This is a genomic window from Mesorhizobium jarvisii (genome assembly GCF_003601985.1).
GTDB classification, from domain to species: domain Bacteria; phylum Pseudomonadota; class Alphaproteobacteria; order Rhizobiales; family Rhizobiaceae; genus Mesorhizobium; species Mesorhizobium jarvisii.
Map to the genome: position 1 here is coordinate 521,754 of NZ_QZXA01000001.1, position 12,434 is coordinate 534,187.

Below are 12,434 nucleotides of genomic sequence, written 5' to 3' on the forward strand. Positions count from 1 at the left end.
TCAACTTCGGTGAACCCGGCTCCAGGAATTTTGCTTGAGCATGATCTGATCGGAAAACCGGTTCCCACTTTTCCGGATCATGCTTTGCGGCCAGCATCAGCTTTCAAAAATGGTTCCGGCATTAGCCGCCCGCGCGCGGTCGCGGGCGAGCGTGGCGATCGCGGTGTCCTGCACGCCGGTGCCGGTCAGATCGGCGATGGTGATATCGCTGGCCGAACGTCTTCCGTGTCGTTCGCCGGCGATGATCTGGCCGAGTTCGGTCACTTCTTCATCGGCGGCCATCACCCCTGCCGCGATGGCATGATGCAGTTCGCCCAGACGCCGCGTCTGGCGCGCGCTGTCGGCGACGTAGAGATCGGCCATGCGCAGGATGGCCGGCGCGACCTCGTTCTTGTGTTCGGCGTCCGAGCCCATGGCGGTGATGTGCTGGCCGGCCGAAATGAAGCCTGCCTTGATCAGCGGCTCCGTCGACGGCGTGGTGGTGACGATGATGTCGGCGCCGGCAACGGCATTTGCTGCATCGGGCTCGGCGCGCACGACAATGCCCAGTCTTTCGCGCAAGCGGGCAGCGGTGACTTCGGCCTTGGCGGCGTCGCGCGCCCAGATGCGGGCTTCGGCGATCGGCCTGACAAGGCGCAGTGCTTCCAGTTGCAGACCTGCCTGCAAACCGGCGCCGAAGATTGCTGCCACGGTGGCGTCTTCGCGCGACAGATGCTTCGCCGCGGCCGCGCCTGCTGCAGCGGTGCGGACATCGGTCAGGTAGCCATTGTCGAGCAGCAGCGCCTCGACCACACCGGTCTTTGCCGAAAGCAGCACCATCATGCCGCCACCGCTCGGCAGGCCGAGCTTTGGATTGTCGAAGAAGCCGGAGCTGATCTTCACGGCGAAGCCGTCGATACCGGGCACATAAGCGGACTTCACGTCGACCTCGCCGCGATGCTCGGGAATGTCGAGCCGCAGGATCGGCGGCATCGCCACGGGCAGAGTGGCGAGCGCGCGAAAAGCGTTCTCGACGCAGGCGACGGCGTCGAGATCGAGCGTTACGATCTTGCGCAGTTCTGCTTCGGTCAGAATCGTCATACGGCTCATGCGGCGCGCTCCCCGATCGCCTCGCCGCAGACGATCCGGCGATGCGCGTTCATGTCGATGTTGCGGCCCGAGAGAAGTACGACCACCGGCCCTTCCGCCTTGACCTTGCCTGCTAGAAGCGCGGCGATGCCGACCGCGCCGGCGCCCTCGACGATCTCGCGCTCTTGCGCATAGGCATGGCGGATGCCGGCGGCGATCTCGTCCTCGCCGAGCAGGATGATTTCGTCGAGCAGGTGGCGGCACATGGGGAAGGTCAGCCTATTGTCGAGGCCGATACCACCACCAAGCGAATCCGCCAGCGTCGGCAGTTCCTCCACCAGGACAGGCCGGCCGGCATCGAGGCTCGCCTTCATCGCAGCACCCCGCGCCATCGAAACGCCGATGACTTTTGTGCCGGGGCTGACACCCTTGACCGCTGCGGCAACGCCGGAGGCCAAGCCGCCGCCGGAAAGCTGCACCAGCACGAGACCGGCCTCCGGGACCTGCTCGATCATCTCCAGCCCGAGCGTGCCTTGCCCGGCGATGATGGCGGGATGGTCGAAGGGCGGCAGCATCACCAGCCCCTCCTCCGCCACCAGCCGCTCGACCTCCTGCTGGGCGTCGTCCTGGCTGTTGCCGACAATGCGCACCTCGGCGCCGAGCCGACGGATTTCGTCCAGCTTGTTCTGCGGCACCAGCCGCGACATGCAGATCACCGCGCGCATGCCTTCGAGCTTCGCCGCATGCGCCAGCGCGCGACCGTGATTGCCGGTCGAGGCCGCGACAACACCGCGCGCCTTTTCGTCAGCACGGAGCGAAGCGATGGCATTCGAAGCGCCGCGCAATTTGAAGCTGCCGGTGGTCTGCCGGTGTTCGAGCTTGAGGTGAACCTGTGCGCCCAGCTGTTCGGAAAGACTCGAAGAAAGCACGGTCGGCGTACGCTCGACCTTGCCGGCAATACGCTCACGCGCGGCTCGAATATGCTCAAGCGTAACCTGTCTCATGATCATCAATCGCGCGGCAACGGCAGCGTCATCAGACGGCCGAATTCAGGATGGGCTGTCTCGTCGCCGCAAAGGCGCAAGCAGTTCCAGGCGGTCGCCTGATTGCTGGTAACAACGGGACGGCCGATGGCCTGTTCCATGCCGGTGACCGCGAGCGCAGCGCGCAACGCCGTGCAAGACACGAACAGCGCGTCGGCACTCGCATGCGTAGCCTGGCGCGCGAGATCGACAAGGGCTGTCGGCGGGATGCGCGCCATCTCGCGATCGTCCTCGAAGCCGAGACAGGTGAAGCTGGCGATCTCGAAACCACGCGCGGCGAAATAGGCGGCCATCGGCCTGGAGGTTTCGACCGTGTAGGGGGTCAGAATGCTGATCCGGCGCACGCCGAAGGCATTCAGCCCGCGCATGCCGGCCATTGGCGGGGTGACCACGGGAACGCCAGGCTTGGCCGCCTGGATCGCCGTCTCGATCTCGGCATCGCCGATCACCACCGAGGCCGACGTACAGGAGTAGCAGATGGCCTCGAGCTTCTCGTCGGGCAGGATCAGGGCAGCACCCGCCGTCAGCGCCGGCTGCATCTTGCGCAGATTTTCCGGCGTCGTCGGATTGGCATAGGGAATGCGCGCGACATAGACGCCGATGCGTTCGCTCGCCACCATGCGGCGAAAATCCGGTTCGCTGGTGTGATCCGTGGCCAGGATGATCAGGCCGACGCGCTTGTCGAGCGGACGCTCATCGAGTGATGGCCGACTGGGATAGACCTTGATCTCGGGCAAGGGTTTCATCGGCTACCTCTCGATCTTGCCGTAACGGCGTTCCAGCCAGCGCAGCAGCACGACCGAACAAAGGCTGATGGCGAGGAAGAATGCGCCGACCAGCGTGATCGGCTCGATGTAACGATAATAGGTGTTGGCGACGCTTTTGGCCTGGTTCATCAGCTCCAGCACGGTGATCGCCGAGAGCAACGGCGTCTCCTTGAACATGGCAATGAAATAATTGGCCAGTGCCGGGATCATCGGCGGGATGGCCTGAGGGATGATGATGTGCGTCCAGGTTTGCCGGGCGCTGAGATTGCAGGCCTTGGCGGCCTCCCACTGGCCACGCGGTACATTGTCGATGCCGGCGCGGTAGACCTCCGCCGTGTAGGTTCCGTAGTGCAGCCCGAGCCCGATGACACCAGCGACCAGCGGCGGCAGCAGGATGCCGATGTCGGGCAGCACGTAGAAGATGAAATAGAGCTGCACCAGAAGCGGTGTGCCGCGGATGAACTCGGCCGCCCAGCCGACAGTACGCGACAACGCCTTGTTGGGCGAGCGGCGCGCAAGCGCGATCCCCAGCCCGACGATCGCCGCCAGCACCGAGCCGAGCAGCGTCGCCAGGATGGTGATCTTCACCCCCTGGATCAGCGTCGGCATGATCTGCCATACGAAATCCCAGTCCCACTCCATCAGACGCGCACCCCATCGAGGCCGCGCGCCATGCGGCGTTCCAGCGAGCGCACGCCCCAAGAAATGAGCAGTGCAAGGACGAAGTAGATGACCAGGATGGTGGCGAAAGGCACCATCGTGTTGCCGGTCTGGGCGCGCACCACCTGCGCCTGGAAGGTCAGGTCGGCGAGCGAGATCAGCGAGACCACGGAGGTGGCCTTGAGCAGTTCGATGGCGTTGTTTCCGAAGGTCGGCAGCATCACTAGAAAGGCCTGCGGCAGGATGACATGGCGCAGGCCTTGCCAGCGGCCGAGATTGAGCGCGATGCAGGCCTCATGCTGTTCGCGGCCGATCGACTGAACGGCGCCGCGCACCACTTCGGCGGCATAGGCGCCGACGTTCAGGCCCAGCGCCAGCACGCCGGCCTGCAGCGGGGTCAGTTCGAGACCAATCAGCGGCAGCACGAAATAGGCGAAGAACAGCTGCACGAAGATCGAGGTGCCGCGGAAGAATTCGATATAAGCGGTGGCGAGCGCCCTCAGTGCGAAGAAGCGCGACAGCCGTCCCATGCCGGCCAGAAAGGCCATGATCAGGGCAAGCACCGACCCCATCAGCGTCAGCTCGATGGTGACAAGCGCTCCCTGCAATATCAGGCCGAGATAGCCGGACCACTGGGTCATCTAGGTTCCAACGTTCCATTTTAGCCCCTTCTCCCCGTTCACGGCGAGTTGAGGAGCGGTCTGCGTAGCGGGCGAAAAGCCAATTGCTTGGCTTTTCGAGCGACGAAAGCCGGCAGGCAGATGAGGGGCGGCTCCAGCTTCTCCAAACTTGGCGCCGCCCCTCATCCGTCACTTCGTGACACCTTCTCCCCGTGAAACGGGAAGAAGGAAGAAGAGGCGCCTACTTCGCCGAGCAGAGCTTGTCGCGCGTCGTCGACATCGCGGCGGCGGCCGAGAAACCGTAGGGCTCGATGATCTTGGCGAATTCGCCCGACTTCTTCATCTTGGCGAGCTCGATGTCATAGGCATCGCGCAGCGCCTCGTCGCCCTTCTTGAAGGCGGCGCCGTCGCAATAGACCGGGGCACCCTGGACCGGGGCGATGACTTCGAGGTTCGGGTCGTTGGCCTTCTTCATCAGATCGTTGATCGACAGAACCGGCAGCGAATAGGCGTCGATGCGGCCGTCCTGCACCATCTTCAGGCCGCTCTGGCCGTCCGGCACGACGATGACGCGTTCGCGCGGCACGCCGGCGTTAAGCGCCAGCTTCTCCTCGGTGCCACCGCCGGGCGCGCCGATCGTGGCCGATGTGTCCTTGGCGACGTCCTCGTAGCTCTTGAAGGCTTTCGGATTGCCCTTCTTCACCAGCATCGCCTCGGCGTCGCACAGCACCGGTTCGGAATAGGCGACCGCGGCGCAACGCTCCGGCTTCATGAACAGGCCGGCGGTGACGACGTCGAAGCGGCCGGCCTTCAGGCCGGGGATCATGGCGCCATATTCCGAGATCGAGGCGACGATGTCGCCAACGCCGAGGCGTTTGAAGATCTCGCGCGCCACGTCGGGCGCCGCGCCAGAAACCTTGCCGTCGGCCGCGACCGCCGTGTAGGGCGGCTCATTAGCGATGGCGACACGGGCAAAGCCCTGTGACTTCAACTGCTCGAGCTTGCTGTCGTCGGCCGAACCCGGGATCGAGGCGGCCAGCACCGCCGTCAGTGCAAGGCCGGCGACGCCGGCCAGAATGCCAAGTTTCTTCATTGTTCCCAACTCCTGTTTCTTGTCTTGGTTTGTTTGGGGCGGCTTTCCGTCCCTTGAGGACGGCGTTGTCGCCTCGGGCATGACGGTCAGACGCGATGTCCGGCCGCGATGATCTTCTTCAGGAAGCCTTGCGTGCGCTCCTGTTTGGGATGGCGGAAAATCTCGTCGGGTTTGCCTTCCTCGACGATCTTGCCGCGATCGAAGAACAGCACCCGGTCGGCGAAGTCATGGGCAAACCCCATCTCGTGGGTGACCAGCAGCATGGTCATGTCGGTCTCGGCGCAGAGCCGCCACAGAACGTTGAGCACCTCCTCTACCAGTTCCGGGTCGAGCGCCGACGTCACCTCGTCGAACAGCATGATCTTCGGCTGCAGAGCGAGCGCCCGGGCGATCGCCACGCGCTGCTTCTGGCCGCCCGACAGTTGCGCCGGCATCGCCTTGGCCTTGTCGGCCATGCCGACCATGTCGAGCAGTTCCATCGCCCGCTTTTCGGCGGCGGCGCGGGGCGTTCCCTTGGTCAGCATCGGCGCCAGCGTCACATTGTCGATGACGCTCTTGTGCGGAAACAGGTTGAACAGCTGGAACACCATGCCGATCTTCTGGCGCATCCGCGCCAGATGCCGCTCGTCGGCCGGCAGCAGCTGGCCGTTGCGCTCCATGTGGTAGAGCTGCTCGCCCTCGATCTGGATGTGGCCGCCATCGATGCGCTCCAGCGTCATCAGGATGCGCAGGATCGTCGTCTTGCCAGAGCCGGACGGACCGATCAGCGCCAGCTTCTCGCGCGGCATGACCTGCATCGACAAGCCGTCCAGCACCTTGAAGGCACCGAAGCTCTTCGAAATGGCATCGACCTTGATGATGGGTGCGGACAAATGAATTTCCCCGTGCTGGAGAAGCCTGTGCCCTTAACGATGCGGAACGCGCCAAATCATGTCAATTGGGAAAATAATATCATGACAATATTTCCCATTCCGCACAATTGTTGAGCAATCGGTGCCGAAGAGCGGCGCACTCGCTAGATTGCCAACAGCAGATGCTCCGGATCGCCAAGCAAGAGCTTGGTGACAACGCCGAGGCCGGCGCGCAGTTCCCCTTCGGTGGTCGAGCCCAGCGAGATGCGCACCGCCGGATGCCAGGGCGCGTCGGAAATGCGGAAGGATGTTCCCGGCGCGATCGCCACGCCCTGCAGCCGGGCCTGGGCGACAAAGCCCTCTTCGGCACGGTCGTCGGGCAGCTGCAGCCAGATATGCAGCCCGTCGCGCCGGGCGCGATAGTCGATCCCGGCAAGCACCTCGGCGGCGATATCCTGGCGCCGCCGTAACGCGGCGCGCTGCCAGCGCACCAGTTCCATCGCCGTGCCGTCGGTCACCCATTTGGTGGCGATCTCGGCCACCAGCGGCGTCGCCATCCAGTTCGACACCAGATGCCGGTTGGCGACGGCGGCGACATAACGGTCAGGCGCGGCGAGATAGCCGATGCGCAGGCCGGGCACGGTGATCTTGGTGAAAGAGGTGACGTAGAGCGTGCGCTCCGGCGCGTAAGCGGCGACCGGCGGCGGCCGGTCCTCGACCAACGGCCCCAGCACGTCATTCTCGATGATGGCGATGTCATGCTTGCGCGCGACCGCGGCGATTTCTTCACGCCGCCGCGCATCCATCAGCGTCGCCGTCGGGTTGATCACCGAAGGCTGCACGAACACCGCGCGGATGTCGGAAAGACGGCAGGCCTCGTCCAGCGCCTCCGGGATCAGGCCGCTATCGTCGATCGGCAGGCCTTCGAGGTTGAAACCGAGATAGCGCGCCAGCGGCACCAGCGTGTGGTGGCCGATCGCCTCGGTGGCGACGGTCGATCCCGGCGGCGCCACGCTCATCAGCGCCACCGTCATGCCGGCGGTGGCGCCATTGGTCAGGCTGATGTTCTGGGCGGAAATGTCGAGCCCGCACAGTTTCAGCCATTCGACCGCCACCGCACGATGGCGCGGAAACACCATGTTGGGCCGGAAGGACAGCGCCGAACTCGACGGCAGGTTTTCGGCGAGCCAACCCAGCGCCTGCTTCAATCGCTCCAGATGCATCGGCTCGCAGACCGGCTTCAGGATGGAGAGGTCGATGACCTCGCCGAGACGCTCAGGCAGATAGGGCGGCTCCGGCTCGCGACGCTGCGTCTGGACGAAGCTGCCGCGGCCGATCTCGCCGGAAATCAGGCCGCGCCGGATCAATTCCTCATAGGCGCGGCTGACCGTCTGCACCGACAGCTTGAGATCGTCGGCCAGCCGTCGATGTGTCGGCAGCCGCGCGCCATTGGCAAGACGTCCGTCATGGATGGCGCGCGCGAACTGGTCGGCAAGCGATTGATAGGCTGGCCGCCTTATGAGCGCGGGATCGGGTTGCCACAATGTCATGACTTATTAGAGATCGAAATCAGTGCAATTGACAATCGAAATAATGCGCCATCATGGTACAGTGGACGAAAAAGTGGGCGCTGATGACTGCTGCGAAACTCGACGCGATCGACCTCAAAATCCTCGACGCCATCCAGCGCGACGGGCGCATCACCAAGCTGGCGCTGGCCGAGCAGGTGGGGCTGTCGCCGACGCCGTGCTGGATGCGGCTGCGCAAGCTGGAAAAGGCCGGCATCGTCTCGGGCTATCACGCAAGGATCGCCATGCGCGTCGTGGCGCCGGTGGCCACCGTGCTGATGGAAGTGACGTTGGCCAGCCACCGCCAGGCCGATTTCGACCGCTTCGAGCGCGTCATCCGCGATATCCCCGAAATCGTCGCCTGCTGGTCGGTGGGCGGCGGCGTCGACTATGTGCTGAAGGTGATGGCTCGCGACATCGACGCCTATCAGCGGCTTGTCGACGGCTTGCTCGACCGCGAGATCGGCATCGACCGCTACTTCACCTACATCGTCACCAAGACGGTGAAGGAAGAGATCGCACTTCCCATCACCGAGTTGCTGCCGGTGTTGCCGTAGTACCGGAGAAATCGTCTGCAGAGGCTTCACAATAGAGAGAATCTCTCTACTTCAGGACACCCAAACAGCCTCTCTGTCTGCCCACGACCGATAGTCTCCCAGGATCAGACCGAACCGGGAGGCTTCGACCATGTCCGCGCATTTCGCCCGCTCGCATCGCCATGAGGCGCTCGACCGCCTCGCCGACCGCCGTCTGCTGCGCGAACTCGCCTATGTCGACGGCCACTGGACGGCGAGCGAGCCCGCCGAAAGCTTTGAGGTCACGGATCCGGCGACGGGAAGCACGGTCGCTTTCGTCGCGGCGCTGGATGCACGGCAAACGACAAAAGCAATCGATGCCGCCGCGCGCGCTTTTCCGGCCTGGCGGTCGCTGCTGCCGCAGGAGCGGTCAAGAACCCTGCGAAAATGGTTCGAGCTGATCATTGCCGCGAAAGACGACCTGGCATTGCTGATGACCCTGGAACAGGGCAAGCCCTTGCAGGAATCGCTCGGCGAAATCGACTATGCCGCCACTTTCGTCGAGTGGTATGCGGAGGAAGCCAAGCGCCTCAACGCCGAGAGCGTCACCAGCCATCTGGCGAACGCGGAAATGATGGTGCGGCGCGAGCCGCTCGGCGTCGTCGGCGTCGTCACGCCGTGGAATTTCCCCTCGGCCATGCTGACCCGCAAGGCGGCCGCCGCCCTTGCCGCCGGGTGCACCATTGTGGCGCATCCGTCCTCGGAAACGCCGCTGTCGGCGCTGGCGCTGGCCGAGCTTGGCGAGCGCGCGGGACTGCCGGCCGGCGTCTTCAACATCGTCACCGGCAAGGCCGCGACGATCGTCGGGCGGATGTGCGAAGACGCACGCGTCCGCGCCATGAGTTTTACGGGCTCGACCGAGATCGGCAGGCTGATTGCCGCGCAGAGCGCGCCGACGATGAAGCGGCTGGTGATGGAGCTTGGCGGCCACGCTCCGCTCATCGTGTTTGCCGATGCGGATCTCGACAAGGCGGTGAGCATCGCCATCGACGCTAAATTCGCCACATCGGGCCAGGATTGCCTCGCCGCCAACCGCATCTACGTCCAGCGGCCGATCCACGATCGCTTCTACGCTGCCTTCGCCAAGCGGATCGAGGCGCTGCGGACCGGCAATGGCCTTGACGACAAGACCGACATCGGGCCGCTGATGCATGAGCGCGCCGTCCAGAAAGTCGAGGAGCAGGTCGCCGATGCGCTCGCCCATGGCGCGCGTTGCCTTGCCGGCGGCAAGCGACATCAGGCCGGGCCGCTGTTCTACCAGCCGACGCTGCTGGCCGACGTTTCCGACGCGGCGCTGATCATGCGCGAAGAGACTTTTGGGCCGGTCGCCGCGGTGACGCCTTTCGACAGCGAGGATGAAGTGATCGCGCGCGCCAATGCCACGGAATATGGCCTGGTCGCCTATGTCGTGACCGAGAATGGCGCGCGCCAGCAACGCATAGGCCGCGCGCTCGACTACGGCATGGTCGCCATCAACCGGGTGAAGATCACCGGCGCTCCGATCCCGTTCGGCGGTGTCAAGCAGTCCGGCATCGGCCGCGAGGGCTCGCGCCACGGGCTCGAAGCGTTCACCGATCTCAAATATCTCTGCCTGGACGTCGCATAAGTCCGCCCGGCCACATCTCAAGGAGACCAAAATGCTCGACCAGTCCAACGAACTCAACGCCTGGGATCGCGACCACTTCTTCCATCCCTCGACGCATATGGGCACGCACGCACGCGGTGAGAGCCCGACCCGCATCATGGCCGGTGGTGAAGGCGTCACTGTCTGGGATAACAATGGCAGGAAGAGCATCGACGCCTTCGCTGGCCTCTATTGCGTCAATGTCGGCTATGGCCGCCAGAAGATCGCCGATGCAATCGCCACACAGGCGAAGAACCTCGCCTACTATCATGCCTATGTCGGACACGGCACCGAGGCCTCGATCACGTTGGCCAAGATGATCATCGACCGCGCGCCGAAGGGGATGTCGAGGGTCTATTTCGGTCTCTCCGGCTCGGACGCCAACGAAACCAACATCAAGCTGATCTGGTACTACAACAATGTGCTGGGCCGGCCGGAGAAGAAGAAGATCATCTCGCGTTGGCGCGGCTATCACGGCTCGGGCGTGATGACCGGATCGCTGACCGGGCTCGACCTGTTCCATAACGCCTTCGACCTCCCGCGCGCGCCGGTGCTGCACACCGAGGCGCCGTACTATTTCCGCCGCACCGACCGCTCGATGAGCGAGGAACAGTTCTCGCAGCACTGCGCCGACAAGCTCGAGGAGATGATCCTGGCCGAAGGTCCCGAAACCATCGCCGCCTTCATCGGCGAGCCGATTCTCGGCACCGGTGGCATCGTGCCGCCGCCTGCCGGTTACTGGGAAAATATCCAGGCGGTGCTGAGGAAGTATGATGTGCTGCTGGTTGCCGACGAGGTGGTGACGGGCTTCGGCCGACTGGGCACCATGTTCGGCTCCGATCATTACGGCATCAAGCCGGACTTGATCACCATCGCCAAGGGCCTGACCTCGGCCTATGCGCCGCTGTCGGGCGTCATCGTCGCCGACAAGATGTGGCAGGTGCTGGTCGACGGTTCCGACAAGCTCGGTTCGCTCGGCCATGGCTGGACCTATTCGGCGCATCCGATCTGCGTTGCCGCCGGTGTCGCCAATCTCGAACTGATCGAGGAGATGGATCTGGTGACGAATGCCCGCGAGACCGGCGCCTATTTCCGTGCGGAACTCGCCAAGGCCGTCGGCGGCCATAAAAATGTCGGCGAGGTGCGCGGCGACGGCATGCTGGCGGCGGTCGAGTTCGTCGCCGACAAGGACGACCGGGTGTTCTTCGACGCTTCGCAGAAGATCGGGCCGCAAGTGGCGACAGCGCTTGCCGCAAGCGGCGTCATTGGCCGCGCCATGCCGCAGGGCGACATTCTCGGCTTCGCGCCACCGCTCTGCCTGACCCGCGAGGAGGCCGACATCGTCGTCTCGAAGACGGCGGACGCGGTGAAAAGCGTGTTTGCCAATCTTTGAGATCGACGATGAATGCCATGACCGGAACCGTCCCCGCCACCATGGCCGCCGTGCTGCTCACCGGGCATGGCGGACCGGAAAAACTCGTCTACCGCACCGATGTGAAGGTGCCCGCGCCTATCCCGGGTGAGGTGCTGGTGAAAGTCGGCGCTTGCGGGATGAACAACACCGACGTCTGGGTGCGCCAGGGTGCCTATGGTACCGAAGAGGATGCCGCCGCCGTGTCGACCTGGCGGCGCCAGGGCAACACGCTTGTTTTCCCGCGCATCCAGGGCACCGACACGGTTGGCACCATCGTTGCCGTTGGCGACGGCGTTTCGCCGGACCGCATCGGTGAGCGGGTGATGGTCGATTTCTCCATCTACAACCGCGACGACGATTCACTGGCCGACATAGACTATATGGGCCATGGCCGCGACGGCGGTTACGCCGAGTATCAGACCGTGCCTGCTGAGAATGCGCATGTCGTCCACACGGATATGAGCGACGTCGAACTCGCCACTTTCTGCTGCGCCTACCTGACCGGCGAACAGATGCTGGAACGCGCTGGTTTAAAAGCCGGCGAGCGCGTGCTGGTCACCGGTGCCTCGGGCGGCGTTGGCTCCGGCATCGTGCAATTGGCGCGGGCGCGCGGCGCCATTCCCTACGCCGTCGTCGGCAAGGGCAAAGAACAGGCGGTGCTCGACATTGGCGCCGAGGCCGTCATCACCCGTGGCGTCGCTGACTTGCCACGGGCCGTGGCTGAAGTGACCGGCGGCGGGCCGATCGACGTGGTCGCCGATCTTGTCGGCGGCGCGATCTTCAACGACTTGCTGCGTATTCTGCGGCCCGAAGGCCGCTACACCACGGCCGGCGCGATCGCCGGGCCGGTCGTGCAGCTCGATCTCAGGACCATGTATCTCAAGCAATTGCAGCTGCATGGCTCGAGCCAGGGCACGCGCGCAGATTTCCGCCGGATCGTCAGCTACATCGAAGCGAAAAAGATCCGGCCACTGGTCGGCGGCGTCTACAGGCTCACCGATTTTCACCGTGCACAGGCCGACTTCGTCGCCAAGGATTTCGTCGGCAAGCTGGTGGTGGTACCTGATGCCGTGGCGGAACGGCCGGCGTAGTTTCCTGGCCCCTCGCTCTAGCCACCTTCTGCCGCTGTCCCAATGGGAATGGCTTGCAGT

General features: G+C 64.3%; 12 protein-coding genes. 4 read left to right on the forward strand and 8 right to left on the reverse strand.

Annotated features, from left to right (window positions below; all coding sequences use genetic code 11):
* Positions 1-96: 96 nt before the first annotated feature.
* The 8 genes from D3242_RS02565 to ehuR all read right to left on the reverse strand — a co-directional run bounded on the left by D3242_RS02565 (position 97) and on the right by ehuR (position 7,652).
* Complete coding sequence (locus tag D3242_RS02565) at positions 97-1,089, reverse strand: cyclodeaminase (RefSeq protein WP_064983366.1); 993 nt, start codon at positions 1,087-1,089, stop codon at positions 97-99.
* Positions 1,086-2,072 (reverse strand): hydroxyectoine utilization dehydratase EutB, encoded by a 987-nt coding sequence (gene eutB / locus D3242_RS02570; RefSeq protein ID WP_064983593.1) that lies wholly within the window; start codon positions 2,070-2,072, stop codon positions 1,086-1,088. Before eutB ends, D3242_RS02565 begins: the two co-directional genes overlap by 4 nt.
* A 5-nt stretch (positions 2,073-2,077) precedes the next feature.
* The gene (gene eutA, locus D3242_RS02575) at positions 2,078-2,857 is read right to left on the reverse strand and encodes an ectoine utilization protein EutA (RefSeq protein WP_064983368.1); all 780 of its coding nucleotides are present in this window, start codon (positions 2,855-2,857) and stop codon (positions 2,078-2,080) included.
* 3 nt (positions 2,858-2,860) lie between these two features.
* Entirely contained in the window at positions 2,861-3,520 is a 660-nt protein-coding gene (gene ehuD / locus D3242_RS02580) for an ectoine/hydroxyectoine ABC transporter permease subunit EhuD (RefSeq protein WP_038645094.1), read from the reverse strand.
* The gene (gene ehuC / locus D3242_RS02585; RefSeq protein ID WP_032929174.1) at positions 3,520-4,179 is read right to left on the reverse strand and encodes an ectoine/hydroxyectoine ABC transporter permease subunit EhuC; all 660 of its coding nucleotides are present in this window, start codon (positions 4,177-4,179) and stop codon (positions 3,520-3,522) included. The genes ehuD and ehuC overlap by 1 nt, the downstream gene beginning before the upstream one ends.
* A gap of 220 nt (positions 4,180-4,399) precedes the next feature.
* Positions 4,400-5,251, reverse strand: coding sequence for an ectoine/hydroxyectoine ABC transporter substrate-binding protein EhuB (gene ehuB, locus D3242_RS02590; RefSeq protein WP_064983370.1), 852 nt, complete (start codon positions 5,249-5,251; stop codon positions 4,400-4,402).
* An 86-nt stretch (positions 5,252-5,337) separates the two neighbouring features.
* Positions 5,338-6,123 (reverse strand): ectoine/hydroxyectoine ABC transporter ATP-binding protein EhuA, encoded by a 786-nt coding sequence (ehuA, locus tag D3242_RS02595; RefSeq protein WP_019856693.1) that lies wholly within the window; start codon positions 6,121-6,123, stop codon positions 5,338-5,340.
* 143 nt (positions 6,124-6,266) lie between these two features.
* Positions 6,267-7,652: a MocR-like ectoine utilization transcription factor EhuR gene (ehuR, locus tag D3242_RS02600; RefSeq protein ID WP_019856692.1), complete on the reverse strand. Its 1,386-nt coding sequence runs from the start codon at positions 7,650-7,652 to the stop codon at positions 6,267-6,269.
* A gap of 83 nt (positions 7,653-7,735) precedes the next feature.
* Here ehuR and D3242_RS02605 point away from each other — a divergent pair, with 83 nt between their 5' ends.
* The 4 genes from D3242_RS02605 to D3242_RS02620 all read left to right on the forward strand — a co-directional run bounded on the left by D3242_RS02605 (position 7,736) and on the right by D3242_RS02620 (position 12,374).
* Positions 7,736-8,227, forward strand: coding sequence for an Lrp/AsnC family transcriptional regulator (locus tag D3242_RS02605; protein ID WP_064983372.1), 492 nt, complete (start codon positions 7,736-7,738; stop codon positions 8,225-8,227).
* Between the two features lie 130 nt (positions 8,228-8,357).
* Positions 8,358-9,851, forward strand: coding sequence for an NAD-dependent succinate-semialdehyde dehydrogenase (locus D3242_RS02610; protein ID WP_064983374.1), 1,494 nt, complete (start codon positions 8,358-8,360; stop codon positions 9,849-9,851).
* Between the two features lie 31 nt (positions 9,852-9,882).
* Positions 9,883-11,262: an aspartate aminotransferase family protein gene (locus D3242_RS02615; protein WP_064983376.1), complete on the forward strand. Its 1,380-nt coding sequence runs from the start codon at positions 9,883-9,885 to the stop codon at positions 11,260-11,262.
* A gap of 8 nt (positions 11,263-11,270) precedes the next feature.
* Positions 11,271-12,374 carry an alcohol dehydrogenase family protein gene (locus tag D3242_RS02620; RefSeq protein WP_064983378.1) on the forward strand — a complete coding sequence of 368 codons (1,104 nt, stop codon included), beginning with the start codon at positions 11,271-11,273 and terminating at the stop codon, positions 12,372-12,374.
* Positions 12,375-12,434: the final 60 nt, after the last annotated feature.

Coding starts and splice junctions, on each gene's coding strand:
- D3242_RS02565 (WP_064983366.1), bottom strand. CDS start 1,089: ATGAGCCGTATGACGATTCTGACCGAAGCAGAACTGCGCAAGATCGTA.
- eutB (WP_064983593.1), bottom strand. CDS start 2,072: ATGAGACAGGTTACGCTTGAGCATATTCGAGCCGCGCGTGAGCGTATT.
- eutA (WP_064983368.1), bottom strand. CDS start 2,857: ATGAAACCCTTGCCCGAGATCAAGGTCTATCCCAGTCGGCCATCACTC.
- ehuD (WP_038645094.1), bottom strand. CDS start 3,520: ATGGAGTGGGACTGGGATTTCGTATGGCAGATCATGCCGACGCTGATC.
- ehuC (WP_032929174.1), bottom strand. CDS start 4,179: ATGACCCAGTGGTCCGGCTATCTCGGCCTGATATTGCAGGGAGCGCTT.
- ehuB (WP_064983370.1), bottom strand. CDS start 5,251: ATGAAGAAACTTGGCATTCTGGCCGGCGTCGCCGGCCTTGCACTGACG.
- ehuR (WP_019856692.1), bottom strand. CDS start 7,652: ATGACATTGTGGCAACCCGATCCCGCGCTCATAAGGCGGCCAGCCTAT.
- D3242_RS02605 (WP_064983372.1), top strand. CDS start 7,736: ATGACTGCTGCGAAACTCGACGCGATCGACCTCAAAATCCTCGACGCC.
- D3242_RS02610 (WP_064983374.1), top strand. CDS start 8,358: ATGTCCGCGCATTTCGCCCGCTCGCATCGCCATGAGGCGCTCGACCGC.
- D3242_RS02615 (WP_064983376.1), top strand. CDS start 9,883: ATGCTCGACCAGTCCAACGAACTCAACGCCTGGGATCGCGACCACTTC.
- D3242_RS02620 (WP_064983378.1), top strand. CDS start 11,271: ATGAATGCCATGACCGGAACCGTCCCCGCCACCATGGCCGCCGTGCTG.